Origin of the sequence: Rhodococcus sp. YH1, assembly GCF_009939605.1 — a bacterium.
Lineage (GTDB): Bacteria > Actinomycetota > Actinomycetes > Mycobacteriales > Mycobacteriaceae > Rhodococcus > Rhodococcus aetherivorans.
Genome location: NZ_WVTE01000219.1, coordinates 1 through 16,762, shown reverse-complemented (window position 1 = coordinate 16,762; position 16,762 = coordinate 1). Strand labels below are relative to the sequence as shown.

The following is a 16,762-nucleotide window of genomic DNA, read 5'->3' as shown; positions in this document are numbered from 1 at the left end:
GAAGTTTAGGGCATATCGGATACATTTGATCTGATATGCCCTAATCTGAGCCTGCGGTTCCCGGCTCGTTAACTTCCGGTGTACGTACTTGCGATCATGCTGCCCGCGAACTGCGCCAGACTCTCAACGCCCCATTCCAGGATCGGTGCGTCGTCGTAGATTCCGTGGACATTCGAAGGCGGACCCTCGCCTTGTGCGCCCAGCATCGCATCCAATGGAGCATGTATGAACACGTGCGTGCCCTCCGCTGGAAGGTTGAGAGCACTCAGGTTGCACACAGGATCTGATTGGATGCATACCGAGAATACACGCGCGTCCGACGGAAATGCGGCTCGAGTTCCCAGGCTTCCAGTTATATCCTGCGAATCCACCGGTGAGTACGACAGCGCTGAGCCATTAGCGACAAATTCTTCCGCTCCAGGGGACGAAGAGTTAAACGCGGGATCAGCGAGTAGCACGACACCAGCGATCCGGTTACGGTCAACGGGTCCGCCCTCGTGGTAAATCGTCTGTGCCACGTCCCCTACGATGTGCGCGCCCTGCGAATATCCGATGAGAAAGAACTTCGAGTTGGGGCATTCCCGAGCGAGAACCTTCAGTAGGTCGTAGGTAGCGCTGTATCCCTTGTCCTTTGATTCCTTGTAGGACGAGAGGTTGTACATAGCCTTGGCGGTAACTGTATTGAGTAGTGCGGGATAGGCGACGGCCGCAACACCGAGCTCCAGGCCCTCGGCCCGCATAGCTTCGACCACAGCGTGAACTTCAGGACCTAGCCGCGACTGCTCGTCGCTAGAGCCCAAGTTCTCCTCCTGCAGTGCTCCTTGATGGGATCCGGGTACGCCCACAACGATGTACGGCACGCATCCCGGTTGGGTCGATTCCTCGTTTGACGTCATCTCGCCGCAGTCGGGTACGTTTGGCGTCCATCCGTCGTAACCGGTGTTGATCCACGCGGTCGGGAGCCAACCGTATTCGGTAAGAGCCCAGACGTCGATCGTTTCCTGCCCGTTGTATACGGGTTCGCCGGCCACCTCACAAATGTGGCTGACAAGGGTTCCGTCCATGAGCGCGGGACCGGCATGCTCCGCGGACATCGCCGGTGCCTGGCGGGGGTGGATGCCGATGTCTGTCCAATCGATCGGAAACCGATTGGCTGGTTCGGCCTGGGCAGGGCCTACGCCGAACAGGACGAAGAGTGTCGCCAGTAGGCTTGAGATCAGGACAAAGGCGACAGTCCGCGTGGCCTGTGGAGCAGCAGTCATTTCAAGTCCCCCTCTATGTAGGGCCATCACTGGGCTAGATGAACTGTCCCTATAGGGAAGTTCGCCAACTGCGGTGCCGAGGAGTAAGGACTCGTCTGCGCCGGTCGTTCTATTGCGAAGGGCTACTGCCGTAGGCTACAGATACTAAATGACGTCTCCAAGTAGGTCAACACCGGACACCGGACACGGTGTCTCAACGAGGGGTATCGATGAACAATCCTATGGATCCCAGTTCGCGTGGCACCAAGCGGCGTAGCTCTGCACAAGTCCGACACGAGATGCTGAGCACTGCAACCGAGATGGTTCGAACCCACGGGCTCACAGTGAGCCTTCAACACATTTCGCTCGACTCGATCGCCTTCAGCGCGGGAATACCAAGGAGTGCTGTTTATCGGGTATGGCCAAATCGTGAGGATTTTTTTAATGAGTTGCTATATGAGCTTGGAGGGTCTCAGTCATCAAACCCTGCCGTGTTCGATGGAGATACGCTCGACGTTGCTCTGGACACACTGAAAAACGAGTTGCGCGAAAACCCTAATATCTTGGAAACTATGCCAGGGCGGTACGCAGTTATGGTGGAAGTATGCCGCCGGGGGGCCACAGTAAACTATAAGAACCTAAAGGAAAATAATCGCTGGAGAACCTATCTCGCCCTCGCCGCGACAGCAATTTCGTACCCTGAACCTGTTAAAACCAATCTACAATCAGCCATTGCCCAGTCTGAGGGTGATTACTTAACAGCACTGGCGACATTCTATGAATCCATAGGGAAAGTCCTTGGCAGGCGCATCCTGCCTGAATTCCAAAGCGACCCCGAATCTGGACGCCACCCATATGCATATCTTTCGGCAACCGGAGCCGCCGCAATGGAGGGGCTAGTAATCAGAGGGGCGAACTTTCCGAAGAATGCAGATGCCGGGCGATCGCCTGACCTGGATATACCCGCACGGATGACCGATCCATTCCATACAGGACGCAAGAAGGAGTGGAACTCTGCCGCAGTGGCATTTACCTCTATATTTATGACCATGACCGAGGCCGTATCTGATGAAGAATTTAGATACAAAACTAATCATATCGACGATATGATCGATGAATTGGAAAATCGTGCGCGCCAATTGAAAAAATCCGAAGCGGTCGGAATCGAATAGTTTTTTTCAAACTTTCAAATCGACACTACCTGCGCTGCTGCGGGTCGATGCATCCTCAGCGAGGCCGGCTCGCTCTCTTCTCGTTCACGCAATATATGAATACAATTGTTCCGCTCACACCTAATCACCTGGTTGAGCGGGCGTTAAATTTTAACTTTTGACCATCAAGTTCGCTACCGGTCCCGGACCTCATTGGAACTATTGTGAATCATTTTCCAGAATCTAACGAGATCCCCCCTTCGCAGCGAGGAGAATTCGACCCGTTCGCTGTCGTTCCTCCCAGAGAAACGAATCCTCTCCCAATGTCTCAACCAGTGGTTCAGGACCCCCCTCGTGAACCACTGAGCCCGTCAACCCCAGATATCCCATACCCGCCAACGGGACAGCGGAGTCGCCTACCTCTGCCAAGGCAGGGAAAGTTTTGGCGAGCAGTCAGAAAAGCTGCTACTTACGCCCTAAAGGCACTATTAATATTCTTTATCGTAATTAGTATTATTGCCGGCTTCTACCGTTATGTGGCGCCGCCGCGCACCACATTTATGCTCTCTGACGAGGCACCCGGAGAAACGGTGTATGAATATGTCCCTTTGGAATACATTAGCAGGTACTATGTGGCAGGCGTTCTATTCCACGAAGATACCGAATTAGGGCATCGAGTAGGACCGTTTCACGTGGGTGACTTCATAGAACGGATTGAGGCGTTCCTGGACGATATCCCCGACAATGACCCGCATGGCTCGAGCATTCCGCAGCAGCTTGTGAAGAATATTTTCATGATCCGCGGCGATTCGACATTTGTCCAAGCTTCAAGGAAAGGCGTTGAAGCCGTACTTTCTTACCCCTTCAACCTGATCCTTGGCGATAAACGACAACTGGAATTGTATCTTAACTACGCACAGTTTGGTCCTAATTTGTACGGCATCTGCGCGGCTTCCTGGTACTATTTCAATAGACCTCCATGGGACGGCAGTGTTAAAACTGCGGCGTGGATTGCCGGCCTACTCCCGGCCGGTGAAGACGCAATTCGCGCGCAAGGCGGGGGAATCGACACTAATATTAACTTTGTCGATATAGACTTACTCGAAACTATATGGCGGGCCCATGCTGTTATTCCATACTCCTTTGAGTATATGGGAGGATGGGAAAACATGACCGCCACAGTAGGAATTACCGATTCGGCGTCCGACAATTACCCGTCCATCCATGAAGACAGTTGTTCGACTATGCCTGAAAGTGTCGCACGCCGTCTTGCCGCAGAAGGCGCGCGTTGGAGCACCGAGTACGAGTAGCCGATAACTGATAATTGACCTGATTACCTAACCCAGGGCGCCGTAGTTGTTGACTACCGGCCCCGTGACCTGGGGGCTTCGGTCTATGGGACGTGCTGTCCGGGCCGGTTGAGCGGGCATGGGGACAGGGATTGATCATGGGTGTGTCTTACGCATCCAGATCGTCCACGAGGAGTCACCCATGCCCGCCGGGACAGTGTCCCCGATCGACCCCTGTCTTGACCAGCTGGCCCGGTCGAGCCGGGTCGTCGCCGACGACATGCGGATGTCGGAATTGCTCGTCGCGCTCGAGGAGGTGCCCGATCCGCGTGCTCGGCGCGGTCGCCGCTACCGGTTGCCGTCCCTGATCGCCGTGGCATTGTGCGCGGTCGCCGCCGGTGCCCGCTCGTTCTACGCCATCGCCGACTGGGCGGCCGCTGCACCCCAGAAGGTTTTGCAGCGGTGCGGTATTCGATTCCGTGTTCCGAGTGAGGCCACGATCCGTCAGGTGTTCGGCCGGATCGACGGTGACGCTTTGGACCGAGTGCTCGGCCGGCACCTGGCCGCAACCGCTGGCACCGAGGGCGGAAGAGTGGTCGTGGCGGTGGACGGCAAGACGGTCCGCGGCGCCCGCACCGCGGACCGGGTGGCTCCGCATCTGGTGTCGGCGGTCACCCACGGCGACACCGTCGTGCTCGGACAGTGCCGCACCGCCGACAAGAGCAACGAGATCCCCACGGTCCGACAGCTGGTGCGCGGACTCGATGTCGCCGGAGCGGTGGTGACCATGGATGCGATGCACACGCAGAGGGCGACCGCCCGGTGCCTGCGTGAGCAGTGCCGGGCCGAGTACGTCATGGTCGTCAAGGCGAACCAGCCGGGCCTGCTCGCCCGGGTTCGGGACCAGCCGTGGGAGCAGGTGCCGGTGGTGTGGTCGGATCCGGTCGAGCGCGGTCACGGCCGGGAGGAGCACCGCAGCTACAAGATCGTCACCGTGACCCGGGGTTTGCGGTTTCCGTACGCGCAGCAGGCAATTCAGATCACTCGGCGACGGCGCGTACTCGGTGGCGGCGTGTGGAAGGTCGAGGTTGGTGTACGCGATCTGTTCACTGCCGTGCGAGCAGGCACCTCCGAAGCTGCTGGCATCGTGGATCCGCGGGCATTGGCACATAGAGAACAAACTCCATTACGTGCGTGATGTGACGTTCGATGAGGACCGGTCCACCGTCCGCACCGGTCATGGTCCGCAGGTGATGGCGACGTTGCGGAACGTGGTGGTCAGTCTGCATCGTCGGGCCGGGCATACGAACATCGCCCGGGCCTGCCGGCGGCTGGCGGCCAACCCTCATCGCGCGGTCGACCTGGTCTTGAGAGCTTGAAGATGCTGGTCACGGCTGCGGAAGTCAACAACTACGGCACCCTGGGCCCCGTACAACCATCCCGGTAGAGCGAGCGGTGCACAACCGCTGGCAGACCTGGCAACTACACCCGTCGCGGACGTTGTTCGACGTGCCCGAGGTCGACCTGCGGTTCGGGTTGCCGACGGCGCCCTACGTACCGCGTGTTCTGCGAACGTTCTTGCTGTTCACGCAGCTGCGTGTGCTCACGCTCGACGTGGACCCAGTCGAGTGCGGCGCGGCGATCCTTCGGTCGACCCCCGGCGAGGGTGTCCTCGTCGGTGACGTGGTGGGCACTGCGGTAGGCAGCCGCGTCCGCGATGGTGGCCCGCCACAGGACAGCGTGCTCGGGATCGTTGGGGCAGGCACCGAGGCTCGAGTGCGCCCAGATCGGTGCGGTGTCGTCGGTGAGCTGGTCGCGGTAGTCGCGGTGGAGTTCGGCGATGGCCTGGTAGTCCTCGCGGATCGTGGCGGCGAGTTCGGGGGCGATTTGGTCGGCGTCGGACACGGGTGCGACGACCCATTTGGGTGCGTCGGGGTTCGTGAGGTCTCGGCCGTCGGCGGCGATGCGGTCGAGTTCGGCGAGCAGCGTGGTCGCTAGGGCGGTGGCTCCGGCCCGCTCTGCCAGGTCGGCCACGACTTCTTCGATGCTCGTTCCGCTGAGGTGGTGGAGATGTTCGATGCGTCCGGCGATGGTCTGGGCGCGTTCGTCGTCGGTCTGCAATGCGAGCGTGGGCAGGTGTTCGGCGATGGTCTCTTCGTGTTCGGTGAGCCATGCGGTGTTGCGGCGGGCGATCAGCTCGGTCAGGGGTTTGGCCATGTCGGATCGCAGCGCGGCCGCGGTGGTGTCGACGCCGTTTTCGGCCAGGCGTTCGTGGTGCCAGGTGAGCAGGTTGATCGGGTCGACGCCGGCTTGGGCGGCGCGGTGGAGCTGGCGGGCGAGCAGTCGTGCGGAGGATTCTTCGGCGATGCGGGCACCGAGTTCTTCTCCGAGTGCAGCGGTGGCGAGGGTGCGAACTCTCTGCGTCTCGAGGAGTGCGGAGGTGTCGCGGTAGCGGCGGATGACTTCGCCGATGCCGGTGTCTGCGGTCGCGGCGCGGTCGGTGGTCTCGGTGTAGCGGCGGGCGCATTCGACCGCGAAGTCGTGCATTTCCGCGTCGGTGTGGAGCGGGTCGCGAATCGGTAGCGGCGGCAATGTCGGGTGTTCGGTGAACTGGCCGACAATTGCGCGGGTGCGGTGGGCGAGGACCGATCCGATGTCCTTCGCTCCGGCGAGGGGGCCTTCGGCGAGTGCGTGTCCGAGTAGTGTGCGGGTGCTGTGGCCGTGGTCATGGGCGTCGGCGAGGACCTGGCGAAGCTGTGCCCATCCCTCGGTGCCTTCGATGGTGGCCGCGATGTGTTCGGGCAGGGTGCGGCGCATCTCGATCTCGAGTGCGCCGTCGCGGAGGCGGCGTTGGGCGGCCAGATATGCCTCGCGCAGCCGCTCCGGGTCGGTGGCGTGGGCGGCTTGTTCCGCGAGTTCTTCGGTGGCGGTGCGGTGGCCGTTGTCGGTGGCGACGACGGTCTCGAGGATCATCCGGCCGGTGGAGACGTTCTTGTCTTCCAGGTGCGGACGCTCGGTGTCGAGACCCACGGGCACGTCGACCGGGACGTAGATCCGGTTGTCGGTCCGGGCGCGGGTGACGGCCACATACAGCCCGGAGCGGTCCATGTCGGGGGTGATGATGGCGTGGGCGGTGTCGACCGTGACGCCCTGGGCGCGGTGCACGGTGGAGGCGTAGCCGAGTTGCACGTGGCTGCTGATGTAGTCGGCCGGCAGGGTGATGACGCCGCCGTGTTCGAGGTGCCGGACGGTCAGAGCGCCGCGGTCGGACACGACATCGAGCACTTCCCACAGATCACCGTTTCGCACGAACGCTCCGGCTTTCTTTCCGCCGGAGGGGTTCAGATCGCGGCGGTTGCTGCGGGTGAGCACGATGTCGCCGCGGCCGGCGGTGAGTTCGTCGGCGAGGGCGACGGTGGTGGATTCGTCGCTGGTTCCGTCGTGGCGGCGCACGGCCTGGACTTGGATGTTGGCTGCCGTGACGTCCTCGCGGGTGGGCAGCATGACGATGGATTCTTTGCCGTCGGCGAGGTCGTGGAGGTAGTTCTCGACGGCCTGGCCGATCATTTCTTCGCGCGTTCCTTCGCGCACGAGATCGCGTTCGTAGATCAGGTCCAGGCCGGTGGAGTCACCGGATCGCAGCAGCATCGAGTTTTCGGCTTGGGCGGTGTCGTTGCCGAATCGGACCACGGTGTCGAGTTCGGGAGCGTCGGTGTTCTGCGCCAGATAGCGCAGAATTCCGCCGGTCTCTACAGCGTCGAGTTGGGCCGGGTCACCGAGCAGGCGGACGACTGCGCCACGTTCCTTGGCGATCTCGACGACGGCGGCGAGGTCGAGGGTGGAGGCAAGGGATGCTTCGTCGACGAGCAGCATCGTGCCCGGTGCGATGTCGATGCCGGCCGGAAGTGTGCCGGGGCGACTGCCGACGAGACCGCGCCAGGGGTAGGTCAGGGAGGCCAGGGTCAGGCCGGTGACGCCGACTTCTTCGCCGAGTGTTTCGGCGGCGACCGCGGAGGGTGCGAGGGCTATGACGCCCCGGCCTTCGCTCTGCCATGCCTGCACGACGGCTTTCATGCTGGTGGTCTTGCCGGTTCCTGCGGGTCCGACACCGACGGCCAGCAGTGCCCCGGATTGCAGGAAGTGCTCGGTCAAGGTGCGCTGGCCGGCGTTGAGGTTGCGTCCGGTCTCGGCGCGCATCGTCTCGTACACCTCGTGGATCGAGGCGGTGCGGGCGGTGAAGACGGTGGGTTCGCTGGTGGCCGATACGAGCATCGTTTCGGCGTCGAGGATGCGCTGGGAGCTGTGCTTGTGGCTGCCGTGGTGGGACAGAACGAAGTCGCCATTACGTCGGCGCAGACGCCTCGGGATCGCGGGCAGTTCGACCCGTGGGGTGGTCACCGACAACTCCATGACCCGGCTGGTGAGTCGATCGACTGCCGTCCGGTAGGTATCCAGGTCGGGGAACGTCTCGCCGCCGAGGTGGGCCTGGACAGCGGAGGCGATATGCGGCAGTTGCCACCGCGAGCGCTTGGATTCGAGCTTGGTAATCACGTCGTGTGCGTCGTCGTCGAGGCCGCGGCGCTGGGGCATCGGGGCGTGACCGGCAGCCAAGGCGTCGCGGACGAGCTGATCGACGGCCTCGTTTCCGCCGAGGATTTCGGCGGCTTTCTCGCGCCATTCTGCGCGCATCTCCGCGAGTGATTTCGCGTCGGCCTTGCCTTCTCGGGTGTCGAGAGTGGCCTGCTGATAGAGCTGATACATCGTCTTGGCGGCGGGCATCCGCTGGTACTTGGCGCGGTACTCGGCCACGAGTTCGTCGCGGCGGGCCTCGATGGCGCTGCGGCGGGAGCTGAACATCTCGAGCATGTTGCGGGGAATAGCGGCCAGTTCGACGACGGGTTGCTTGCCCTGCTCGATCTCGCGGTGGGTCAGCTCGAGGCCGAGTTCGGTGCTCAGGCGTTGCATCACTTCGGCGTTGAATCGCTGCGAGGCGGCGACGGCGAAGCGGAACATTGTCGATCCGTCGACGGCTCGCCACTTGCCGTCTTCGGCACCTTGGGTCTTGATCGACACGACCGCGTGGGTGTGCAGGTTGGGGTCCCCGCAGCGGGAATCGAAGTGCTTGTAGAGGGTGGCGACGAAGCCGTTGGTGTCGATCTGCTCCTCGCCGTTGCGGCCGACGCGGGTGAAGCAGGCGTTCTCTTCGAGCCACCGGAGGGTGTCTTTCACCGTGGCATCGACGATGCGCTCGATCTCGATGCGCGTCTCGTTCGGTGCCAGTGCCCACAGGCTCGACACGCTCTTGGGCGGTGTGAACACCAGGTCGTGGCCGGCTACCGGGTGGCGGACTTTACCCTTCTCGTGAGCGATCCAGTTCCGCAATTCGGCCTCGTTCGCCACCGGCCGGCCGTGCTTGTCCTGGAACATTCCTCCGGCGATGCGGTCGAGGATCGCAGCGGATTCGTCCGGGCTCGGGGCGTGTCCGTGGGTGTCGGTGTACTCGGCAATTTCGGCCGCATGTCGGTCGAACAGCTCGACGTTGTTTTTGAAGGTCGGGAACTTCCGTCCGAGTCGGGCGAGCCGGATTGCGTCCTCGGAGGGGACGCCCCGGTCGATGAGTTCGGCGATCAGGGCGTCGGCATTCGGGTGAAGTCCTTCGCCGAACAGGGCCTTCATCTGCGCCTCGGTGACGACATCGCCGACGGAGGTCCGGTCGGCGTTCTCGACGTGGATGTCGTCGAGAAGGTCGTTCAAACCGTCGACTCCCGAGCCGAACCATTCGCCGGGCGGTGTGCCGTGCGCGGTGTAGTAGTCGGTCAGTTCTGCTCCACGTTCACGCTCGCGGTCGGCTGTGGCGACCTGACGTGTCAGGTACTCGTAGCCGTCCGCTGCGTGCAGGACGTGGAGGGTCATCACGGGCTCGATCTTAGCGGTATGAACGCGCAGGTTGAGAGAGGGAATCCCGAATGTCAGTAAAACTGCAAGAGGTGTGTCCCCCTTCTTCTGTTGCTGGTGCCCGAATACGGTGCGATGTAGATCGGTGTAGCTGGCGGTCGCAGACCGCTCCGGCGAAGCGACGGGGTTGGTCGGGTTGCTGGTTTAGACTCGGCGTGAGTTGTTGTAGAAGGGAAGGGTGTCGCAGTGAGTGGTTCGGGGGATGCGGTGCACAACGAGACCAAGGTGATCTCGGCACGCAGTCAGGCACGGTCGAAGCTGTCGGAACGGCGCGCTGAATTGCTCAAGCGGATCAGTGACAACCAGCGCGACCTCGAGCGCGCGTTGGCGTCGCTGGAGAAGGTGGACAAGGCCGCTGTTCGTCGTGATGCGGCGATCGCCAAGGCGAACGAGGAGTTCGAGAAGAAGAAGGCTGCGGCCGAACTCGCGGCGGGCAGGTCGCTGGCGCAGGTTGCTGGACGGGGCGAGACCGCGACCTCGATCTCCGAACTCGTCGATCTGGACGTGGCGATGGTGCGCCGGTTGGTGAAGCTGGCCGAAGAGAACAACGACTCGACGCCTCCCGTACAAGGATCGAGCGAGGGCGGCAGTGAGGCGAAGGAACCGACGCCCGACGTGCCTGTAGCTGCTTCCGGCTCCTGATCGGGCTGCAAGCACCGGCGCGAGGTCAGAGACGGAGCCACTGTGCGGTGGGAGCCAGGAGACGAGATCGAACGGACTCGCTTCTTCCAACGCGTGGTGTACGGACCGGACTTGGATTCCTGTCACCTCTGGGTGGGTGCACTCGGTGACGACGGCTACGGACGGTTCTGGATAGCTCGAGACGGTCATCAGATCGTGGTGCGACCGCACCGTTACGCGCTCGCTGTGGAGCTGGAACGTGGCCTCGACGACAACGAAGTGGCGATGCACCGGCGTTGTGACAACCCGCTGTGCGTCAACACGGGCGACGGTGATGCCTTCGCTGCCCATGTGGTGCTCGCGTCGGCCGCTGAGAACATGGCGGACATGGGGCGTAAGGGTCGCGGCGGGGGCCGGCGGTTGTGGTTCGGCGCCGACCGTGCCGAACGTGCTCGACGCTCACGAGCGGTGCGCGAGGCGGTCTTGCGATATGGCTGGGATCAGCACGCGATCGAGACAGCCCTGTACGACGGGGCGCAAGGAACGCTGTGGTAGTTGGCAGGCGATCGTCTTCTGATGTGTCGAGGCGGTTGGTTCGGCCATGGTGGATATTCGATGATGAGAGTTGGCCGTTGCACGCAAGTCGGGGCGGTTTCGGAGACGTTAGGGGTTCTTATGCAGCGCAGTGAAGCGGAAGCGGCCTTGCTCGGTGCCGTGCTCGAGGTGATGCCGATTTCGGACCTGGCCCTCGATGCGGCGGTCGCCGGCATACCGGTGTTGGACGTACCCCGCACTCGCGGCATCGACATCTGCTTCTCGGATAAGCCGGACATTCTCTGACGGCTCGCCTGAATCGCACCGTGACGATGCACGGTCGTCGCACTGCGGTTGGGTGTCGTCCCGGCGCGGTGGCGCGGATCCGTGCGCGAGCTGCGGGAGAAGTCGGGCGAAGGGGCTCGATGCCCTGAGCTCGGCCCTGCGCGCTGCGGAAGGTGCGGGCGGGTTCGTTGGTGAGTTGGAGATAGGGCGAGGCCCCGCACCGGTCGGTGCGGGGCCTCGTGGGGTGTTTGTCAGTCCTCGGGGGTGAATCCGAACTCGGGGAGGACGTTTCGACCGGCCTCGAGGACTTCTTGCACTCCTTTGGCGTGCAGGCCGTGGTCGACGACTTGGCGGATGAGAAGCGCGAGCTTGGGGATCTGGGTCTCGTGGGCTACTCCGTTCTCGATGGCGTCGAGGGCGACGGCGGCGCGGACTCCGTAGCCGTGTGCGTAGGCGACGGCGGCGAGGACGGACAGGATCGTAAAGCGGGCGTAGCCGGAGGTCTTGCGGGCGGCGTCGGTCAGGATGGCGACGGCGGCGACGTTGCGGGAGAAGTACAGGGCCACGTCGCGGGCGCGGGGGTTGTCGGTGAGGGTGATCGCGACGGCGACGGCTTCGGGATAGGTCAGCTCGCGGGGTGCTTCGATCGCGTCGCGCAGCGTCTCGAGGTTCGCGGCGTCGGTGATTTCGGGAGCCTGGGCGCGGGCCTGGCGCGCGTCCCACTGGCGCTCGAACAACACTCCGAGGTCTTCGGCGGGTGCGAGTTCGGCGGCGAGCGCGTCGCGGCTGGGGGCAATGGGTGCGCGGCCGTCGATGACTCCGAGGACAGCAACGGTGCTCGCGAGGATGTCGCCGAGTTCGCCGGATTCGGCGCTGGGGAAGTTGAAGAAGGTCTCACCGGCGGTGTACTCGGGCAGGACGGCGGCGATGGGCACGGCCAGACCGAGCGTGTAGGCGTGGCGGGTGGCGGCGAGAAGGGTTTCCTCTGCGGTGTCGCCGTTGGGGTGGATGCTGACGAGCGCGGCGATGGTGGCGTTGAAGTCGGCGGATTCGGCGGCGGCCATGAGCTTGTCGAGAGCGACAATGGCGGTGGCGTTGTCGTGGTCGAGGCGGGCGAAGGGGCCGGTCGTTCCCTGGGGATCGAACAGGGCGATGACGAGGGATTCGTTCGGGACCATGCCGAGGAAGGCGGGGATGCCTTCGATGAACTGGGCGGTGTTGAGGCGGGTAACGGGGCCGTTCTCGTTGTTGTTCATGCCTCTAGTTTACATCTGTGTTGATGCTTTTTCGATGTTTCATTGGTGCTTTTCCGGTGCTTTTCTGGTGATGCTGGTCACACGTTTTTGGGGTCTGACCTGCGGTTTTGCGGGTGTATCGGGGTGGTTCGGTGGCGGTGGTGGAGCGGGTACCTCGGTCGGTCGGTGCGCCCTGGTGAACCGGGCGCGGTGACTGCCGGGCAAGGGCGGGTTTTCCCTTGCTCGGTGGTCGGCGGGTCCGGTAGGGCCGTGGGTGGCGACCGGGCGCGGTGCACGCGGAGCAGCGGGAACCTTGGGAGGGAGGGACAGGGGTCCGGGGGCGGAGCCCCCGGGGATCGGTAGAGCGATGTGGGTCGGGCCGGGAGTTTCTGTGCCCGTAGGCGGGACCCTGCATAGACCGAAGGCTCCGACCAGGAGGTCGGGGCCTTCAACGGTTGGACTGTGGTGCGGTCAGTCCTCGTCGGTGCTGTCGTTCTTGCTGCCTCGGGCTTTGCGCCGGCGCACCTTCTCCACCTCGGGGAAGGGCTCGCCGCCGTTGTATTCCTCTTCGAGCTTGTGGGTGTACTCGGCGATGGCGGCCTCGATGAAGCTGTTGAGACTGCCGTGCGCGCCGGGGTAGACACCGCGCAGACCCTTTTGAGCGTTGGTCGCAGCGTCGATGACGGATTCGGCGAGGGTGAACGTGCGCCGGGTCAAGGTGGGCTGCTGCACGATCTTCTTCGGTGCTGCGGCCCGTGCCGGGACCTTCTCGTCGGGAGCTTCGGCGTCGAACATGCTGCGGATGTCGCTCATGACTTCTTCCTTTGAGTAATGGTGGCGGCCAGGTCGTCATAGACCCAGACGTGACGCCAACCGTCCTTCGTGTCCGCGAGGGATACCCCGTCGTTGACGGCCCTCTTGATCGCCTCGGCGGATTGGACGCTGCCGAGAACGGGGATGCCGGCCTCGGTGAACTGAGTGGTCCAGGCGCGAGCGAGGACTGTTCCGGACTGCACCTTGTTGAGGATGGTGCCGCGGACCCACAGAGTGCTGTTGTGCCGCTTCTTGATGCTCTGGGCGTACGAGGTCACGCCCTGCATGGCCGCGATGCTGAAGTCGTGCGCTTCGTTGAGGACGATGAGCTGGTCAGCGGCTACGAGCGCGCACATCTCGAGGGCATTTCGCGTGGGGGAGCAGTCGATGAGGATGTAGTCGTAGCGGTCACGGATCGGCTCGAGTGATTCCCGCAGGACGTGGGGGCCTTCGATGGGATCGTTGGTGATGTTCTTCTCGGCGCCGATGAGGTGGGCCGCGTTCGTGGGGGCGGCGATGAGATCGACGCCGGGGCGTACTGCATCGAGGATTGCCTCGGCGGCAGGCTTTCGGGTCTCGGGGTCTATATCGACGATGTGATCGGCGGTCACTTTCGCTGCGGCGCGGAGGTCGGGCTGCAACTTGGTGAGGGTGTGGGTGAGGTTGCCGGAGGGATCGAGGTCGACCAGGAGCACCTTTTCGCCGGCACGGGCGAGGGCTTCACCGACGTTGAGTACGGTGGTGGTCTTGCCCACCCCGCCCTTCTCGTTGCCGATCAGAATGACTTTCGAACTCATGGCCTCCCTTTCCTGATGCAATAATACATCACTTCTGATTCATAAAGCGTGCTTTTCTGGTTCTTATCGGATGGCGGTTTCGTGACTGTTGCGGACTGGGTGGTGTTGCATCTGTTCAGGTGCGGTTTTCATGTCAGTGGTGGATGGAACGGCGACGGCCAGGGCTCGATGCCCTGGCCGTCGGCCACCGCTGCCACTGGGGGTGGGGGTGGTGGGTTGAATCTGGTTGCGTTCGCGGGGTTTCCAGTCCTGTCGGCTGGTGCGTGACGCTAGCCAACATCCAACACTATCGGTGGGGCTCGTGCACAGGGGGCCGCTGGGATTCGCGTCGGCTCGTGGTCGGCGGTGGGGTCTGTGCGGCGCAGCCGCTCCTTCGGGTTCGGTTTTCGGCCGGCCTCGCGGTGGCGGCAGACCGTAGGGGTGTGGCGGATATGGCGGCGGCCCGAGCCGGGGCCGTGAGGGGCGTCCGGCTCGGGCCGTGTGTCAGCGGATCTCGCGGCACTGTCGGCATTCCCACCCTTGGGGACGGAGAAGGCAGGTTCGTCGTTCTTCGCAGAGCCAGCAGGTCTGGTTCGCTTTTTCGGCTTCGCCGCGCTCCTGTGCTGCGGCTTTCTCATGTTCGGCTGTGCGGCGTTCTCGCTCGGTGTCCAGGTCGTTGCGCTGGGCCGCGGTGGGTAGTGCGCGCATCATGCGGTAGGCGGCGGCGGTGCCTGCGTCTCGTTCTGCGAGGTCGGCGGCGGTGTAGCTCGGGGGTCGGTCGGCTTCTTGCAGCATGGGTCCGAAGATCGTGCGGCAGGTCTGGCAGGGGGTGAGTTCGTCGGTGACGGGCTGTGTGCATCCGGGGATGATGCACTCGGCGAACAGGGATTCGGCGGTCATGGCGTCCTCGCGGCGAGTGGGGACCGGCGGCCGCGAGGGGGTCGCGGCCGCCGGATTGTGGGTTACTGACCTGGGCGGATGGGGGTGTGGGCGTCCTCGGCGCGGGCGTCGGTGATCTTGTCGTAGGGCAGTCGGTCGGTCCAGCTGTAGGCGGTGGCGACGGTGACCGACTTTGCGTTGACTCGGATCACCTTGTGCCAGGTGCCGGAGCAGTTGACGAAGCATCCGGGGCGTAGGTCGGCGCGGCTGTAGAGCTTGGGGCCGTCGGTGGCGTCCTGTTCGGCGCGTACTGCGGTCCAGTATTCGATGTCGCGCTCGAGTTCGGCTTTGTTGAGTTCGAGCTGGTGTATGTGGTTGCTGGTCTCGGCGGTGTGTCCGGCAGCGCGGTACTTGGTGAGGTGGCGTTCGATGCTGCGTAGTTCGGCGCTCTGTCGTTCGATGCGGCGGTGGATCACTGCGGGGGTGTAGCGGTGATCGGTGCTGCGGGCGGCGATGCGGGCGGATTCGGCGGCTGAGCGGGCGGCGTCGTCGGCTTCGATCGCGGCGCGGGCGGTGGTGTGGGCGCGGTCGAGGGCGCGGCGGTGGCGTCGTTCGCTGTGATGTCCCACTTTGATGGGTTCTCCGCCTTCGGGCAGTGCGGCACAGGCGTGGTGGTGGCGTGCGTGGGCGGCGTCGGCGGCGGTGGCCTTGCGTTCGGCCTTGGCTGCGAGGGCGGCGGCGCGGTCGGTCAGACGCTCGTTGCGGTCGTGGTGGGCGTCGGTGCCGTCGCGGAGGGTGGTGTCGATGTCGGTTTCGACGTCGTATCCGGCGGCGCGCAGGGCGGCGGCGGTGTGTTCGATGCGGGCGAGGTGGGGGGCGCGGTCGCGGCTGTGCGGGATGTACCAGGCGGTGATGCTGCGTCCCCATTTCCAACCTGCGGTTTTGAGGATCGGGGCGGTGCCGTCGCCTTTGCTGGTGCCGTCGATGATCGTGCCTGCTGTGGGGGTGTGCGTGATGGTGAGCATGTGCGCGTTTCCTGTTCGGGTCGGTAGTGCGCGCCGGTGGGGAGTCGCGGTGACTCCCCACCGGCGCGGAGTGTGGATCAGTACTCGGCGATGAAGACCGGCCAGTGGGGACCGGGGCGGGTGGTCCAGCGGAGGATCGGCCGCCAGTAGGTGGTGGTCCGGTAGGCGCGTTCCTCGTGGTGGGGGCACATGACCCACTCGCCGTCGGTGTGGGTGGCTTCGGTGGTGCAGCCGTTGTAGTCGCACCACTGGTCGGGAAGCTCGAGTGTCTGGACGGGGGCGGGAGTGGTCATCGCGTCTTTCCTTCCGGGGTGGTCGGTCAGCTGAGGCCGGATTCGATTGCGGCGCTGATTTCGTCCTCGGTCATGCCTGCGGCACGGGCGGCGGCCTTGGTGTCGCGGGACTCGGCCAGGACTACGGAGATGTCCTTGCCGGTCGAGATGTTCTCGAGCAGGGCATCGATGTCGCGGCCGAGGTTGTGGAGCTTCGCGGTGATCTCTTCCTTGTCCATGCCTCTAGTTTACATCTGTTTTGATGATTTTTCGATGTTTCATTGGTGCTTTTCCGGTGCTTTTCTGGTGATGCCGGTCACACGTTTTATGGGTCTGACCTGCGGTTTTTCGGGTGTAACGGGTGGTTCGATGGCGGTGGTGGAGCGGGTACCTCGGTCGGTCGGTGCGCCCTGGTGAACCGGGCGCGGTGACTGCCGGGCAAGGGCGGGTTTTCCCTTGCTCGGTGGTCGGCGGGTCCGGTAGGGCCGTGGGTGGCGACCGGGCGCGGTACACGCGGAGCAGCGGGAACCTTGGGAGGGAGGGACAGGGGTCCGGGGGCGGAGCCCCCGGGGATCGGTAGAGCCGACACACGGCAGACGAGCCGGGGCACACTCCTAGCCAGGGCGAGGGGGCACCGTCCGCCGGCCGCGGGAGCATACGTTTGCCGGCCCCGAGACCAACGAGGC

Annotated in this window: 15 protein-coding genes; 6 read left to right on the top strand and 9 right to left on the bottom strand. The window is 63.6% G+C overall.

The annotated features are described in order from the left end of the window. Window positions 1–68: 68 nt before the first annotated feature. Window positions 69–1,262: a cutinase family protein gene (locus AIIKEEIJ_RS17470; RefSeq protein WP_161996236.1), complete on the bottom strand. Its 1,194-nt coding sequence runs from the start codon at window positions 1,260–1,262 to the stop codon at window positions 69–71. A 323-nt stretch (window positions 1,263–1,585) separates the two neighbouring features. Between AIIKEEIJ_RS17470 and AIIKEEIJ_RS17465 the strand changes: the two genes are divergently transcribed. From AIIKEEIJ_RS17465 to AIIKEEIJ_RS17455, 3 genes are all read left to right on the top strand, one after another. Further along, complete coding sequence (locus tag AIIKEEIJ_RS17465) at window positions 1,586–2,413, top strand: hypothetical protein (protein ID WP_161996235.1); 828 nt, start codon at window positions 1,586–1,588, stop codon at window positions 2,411–2,413. A gap of 302 nt (window positions 2,414–2,715) precedes the next feature. Next, window positions 2,716–3,702 carry a transglycosylase domain-containing protein gene (locus AIIKEEIJ_RS17460; protein WP_338020972.1) on the top strand — a complete coding sequence of 329 codons (987 nt, stop codon included), beginning with the start codon at window positions 2,716–2,718 and terminating at the stop codon, window positions 3,700–3,702. Window positions 3,703–3,883: 181 nt separating this feature from the next. Beyond that, window positions 3,884–4,879: an ISAs1 family transposase gene (locus tag AIIKEEIJ_RS17455; RefSeq protein ID WP_161996233.1), complete on the top strand. Its 996-nt coding sequence runs from the start codon at window positions 3,884–3,886 to the stop codon at window positions 4,877–4,879. 284 nt (window positions 4,880–5,163) lie between these two features. On the opposite strand, the gene mobF is transcribed toward AIIKEEIJ_RS17455, so the two are convergent. Continuing rightward, window positions 5,164–9,594: a MobF family relaxase gene (mobF, locus tag AIIKEEIJ_RS17450; RefSeq protein ID WP_161996243.1), complete on the bottom strand. Its 4,431-nt coding sequence runs from the start codon at window positions 9,592–9,594 to the stop codon at window positions 5,164–5,166. A gap of 249 nt (window positions 9,595–9,843) precedes the next feature. On the opposite strand from mobF, the gene AIIKEEIJ_RS17445 reads away from it, so the two are divergent. From AIIKEEIJ_RS17445 to AIIKEEIJ_RS17435, 3 genes are all read left to right on the top strand, one after another. Further along, a complete protein-coding gene (locus AIIKEEIJ_RS17445; protein ID WP_161996232.1) occupies window positions 9,844–10,278 on the top strand; it encodes a hypothetical protein in 435 nt (144 codons plus the stop codon). A 225-nt stretch (window positions 10,279–10,503) separates the two neighbouring features. Then, on the top strand, window positions 10,504–10,812 hold the full coding sequence (locus AIIKEEIJ_RS17440) for a hypothetical protein (RefSeq protein WP_301916389.1): 309 nt from the start codon (window positions 10,504–10,506) through the stop codon (window positions 10,810–10,812). Beyond that, window positions 10,813–11,097 (top strand): hypothetical protein, encoded by a 285-nt coding sequence (locus tag AIIKEEIJ_RS17435; RefSeq protein WP_161996231.1) that lies wholly within the window; start codon window positions 10,813–10,815, stop codon window positions 11,095–11,097. A gap of 230 nt (window positions 11,098–11,327) precedes the next feature. Here the strand turns inward: AIIKEEIJ_RS17435 and AIIKEEIJ_RS17430 are convergent, their stop codons facing one another. From AIIKEEIJ_RS17430 to AIIKEEIJ_RS17400, 7 genes are all read right to left on the bottom strand, one after another. Further along, window positions 11,328–12,332 (bottom strand): DUF4192 family protein, encoded by a 1,005-nt coding sequence (locus tag AIIKEEIJ_RS17430; protein WP_161996230.1) that lies wholly within the window; start codon window positions 12,330–12,332, stop codon window positions 11,328–11,330. Window positions 12,333–12,782: 450 nt separating this feature from the next. Next, on the bottom strand, window positions 12,783–13,124 hold the full coding sequence (locus AIIKEEIJ_RS17425; protein ID WP_043797407.1) for a hypothetical protein: 342 nt from the start codon (window positions 13,122–13,124) through the stop codon (window positions 12,783–12,785). Next, a complete protein-coding gene (locus AIIKEEIJ_RS17420) occupies window positions 13,121–13,921 on the bottom strand; it encodes a ParA family protein (protein ID WP_029547347.1) in 801 nt (266 codons plus the stop codon). The genes AIIKEEIJ_RS17425 and AIIKEEIJ_RS17420 overlap by 4 nt, the downstream gene beginning before the upstream one ends. Window positions 13,922–14,404: 483 nt before the next feature. Further along, a complete protein-coding gene (locus AIIKEEIJ_RS17415; protein ID WP_048774146.1) occupies window positions 14,405–14,800 on the bottom strand; it encodes a hypothetical protein in 396 nt (131 codons plus the stop codon). Window positions 14,801–14,862: 62 nt separating this feature from the next. After that, window positions 14,863–15,804: a DUF3560 domain-containing protein gene (locus AIIKEEIJ_RS17410; RefSeq protein WP_043797410.1), complete on the bottom strand. Its 942-nt coding sequence runs from the start codon at window positions 15,802–15,804 to the stop codon at window positions 14,863–14,865. 77 nt (window positions 15,805–15,881) lie between these two features. Continuing rightward, entirely contained in the window at window positions 15,882–16,097 is a 216-nt protein-coding gene (locus AIIKEEIJ_RS17405) for a hypothetical protein (protein ID WP_029547350.1), read from the bottom strand. A 26-nt stretch (window positions 16,098–16,123) separates the two neighbouring features. Beyond that, window positions 16,124–16,315: a hypothetical protein gene (locus AIIKEEIJ_RS17400; RefSeq protein WP_006947253.1), complete on the bottom strand. Its 192-nt coding sequence runs from the start codon at window positions 16,313–16,315 to the stop codon at window positions 16,124–16,126. Between the last annotated feature and the right edge of the window lie 447 nt (window positions 16,316–16,762).

Coding starts and splice junctions, on each gene's coding strand:
- AIIKEEIJ_RS17470 (WP_161996236.1), bottom strand. CDS start 1,262: ATGACTGCTGCTCCACAGGCCACGCGGACTGTCGCCTTTGTCCTGATC.
- AIIKEEIJ_RS17460 (WP_338020972.1), top strand. CDS start 2,716: ATGTCTCAACCAGTGGTTCAGGACCCCCCTCGTGAACCACTGAGCCCG.
- AIIKEEIJ_RS17455 (WP_161996233.1), top strand. CDS start 3,884: ATGCCCGCCGGGACAGTGTCCCCGATCGACCCCTGTCTTGACCAGCTG.
- mobF (WP_161996243.1), bottom strand. CDS start 9,594: ATGACCCTCCACGTCCTGCACGCAGCGGACGGCTACGAGTACCTGACA.
- AIIKEEIJ_RS17430 (WP_161996230.1), bottom strand. CDS start 12,332: ATGAACAACAACGAGAACGGCCCCGTTACCCGCCTCAACACCGCCCAG.
- AIIKEEIJ_RS17425 (WP_043797407.1), bottom strand. CDS start 13,124: ATGAGCGACATCCGCAGCATGTTCGACGCCGAAGCTCCCGACGAGAAG.
- AIIKEEIJ_RS17420 (WP_029547347.1), bottom strand. CDS start 13,921: ATGAGTTCGAAAGTCATTCTGATCGGCAACGAGAAGGGCGGGGTGGGC.
- AIIKEEIJ_RS17415 (WP_048774146.1), bottom strand. CDS start 14,800: ATGACCGCCGAATCCCTGTTCGCCGAGTGCATCATCCCCGGATGCACA.
- AIIKEEIJ_RS17410 (WP_043797410.1), bottom strand. CDS start 15,804: ATGCTCACCATCACGCACACCCCCACAGCAGGCACGATCATCGACGGC.
- AIIKEEIJ_RS17405 (WP_029547350.1), bottom strand. CDS start 16,097: ATGACCACTCCCGCCCCCGTCCAGACACTCGAGCTTCCCGACCAGTGG.
- AIIKEEIJ_RS17400 (WP_006947253.1), bottom strand. CDS start 16,315: ATGGACAAGGAAGAGATCACCGCGAAGCTCCACAACCTCGGCCGCGAC.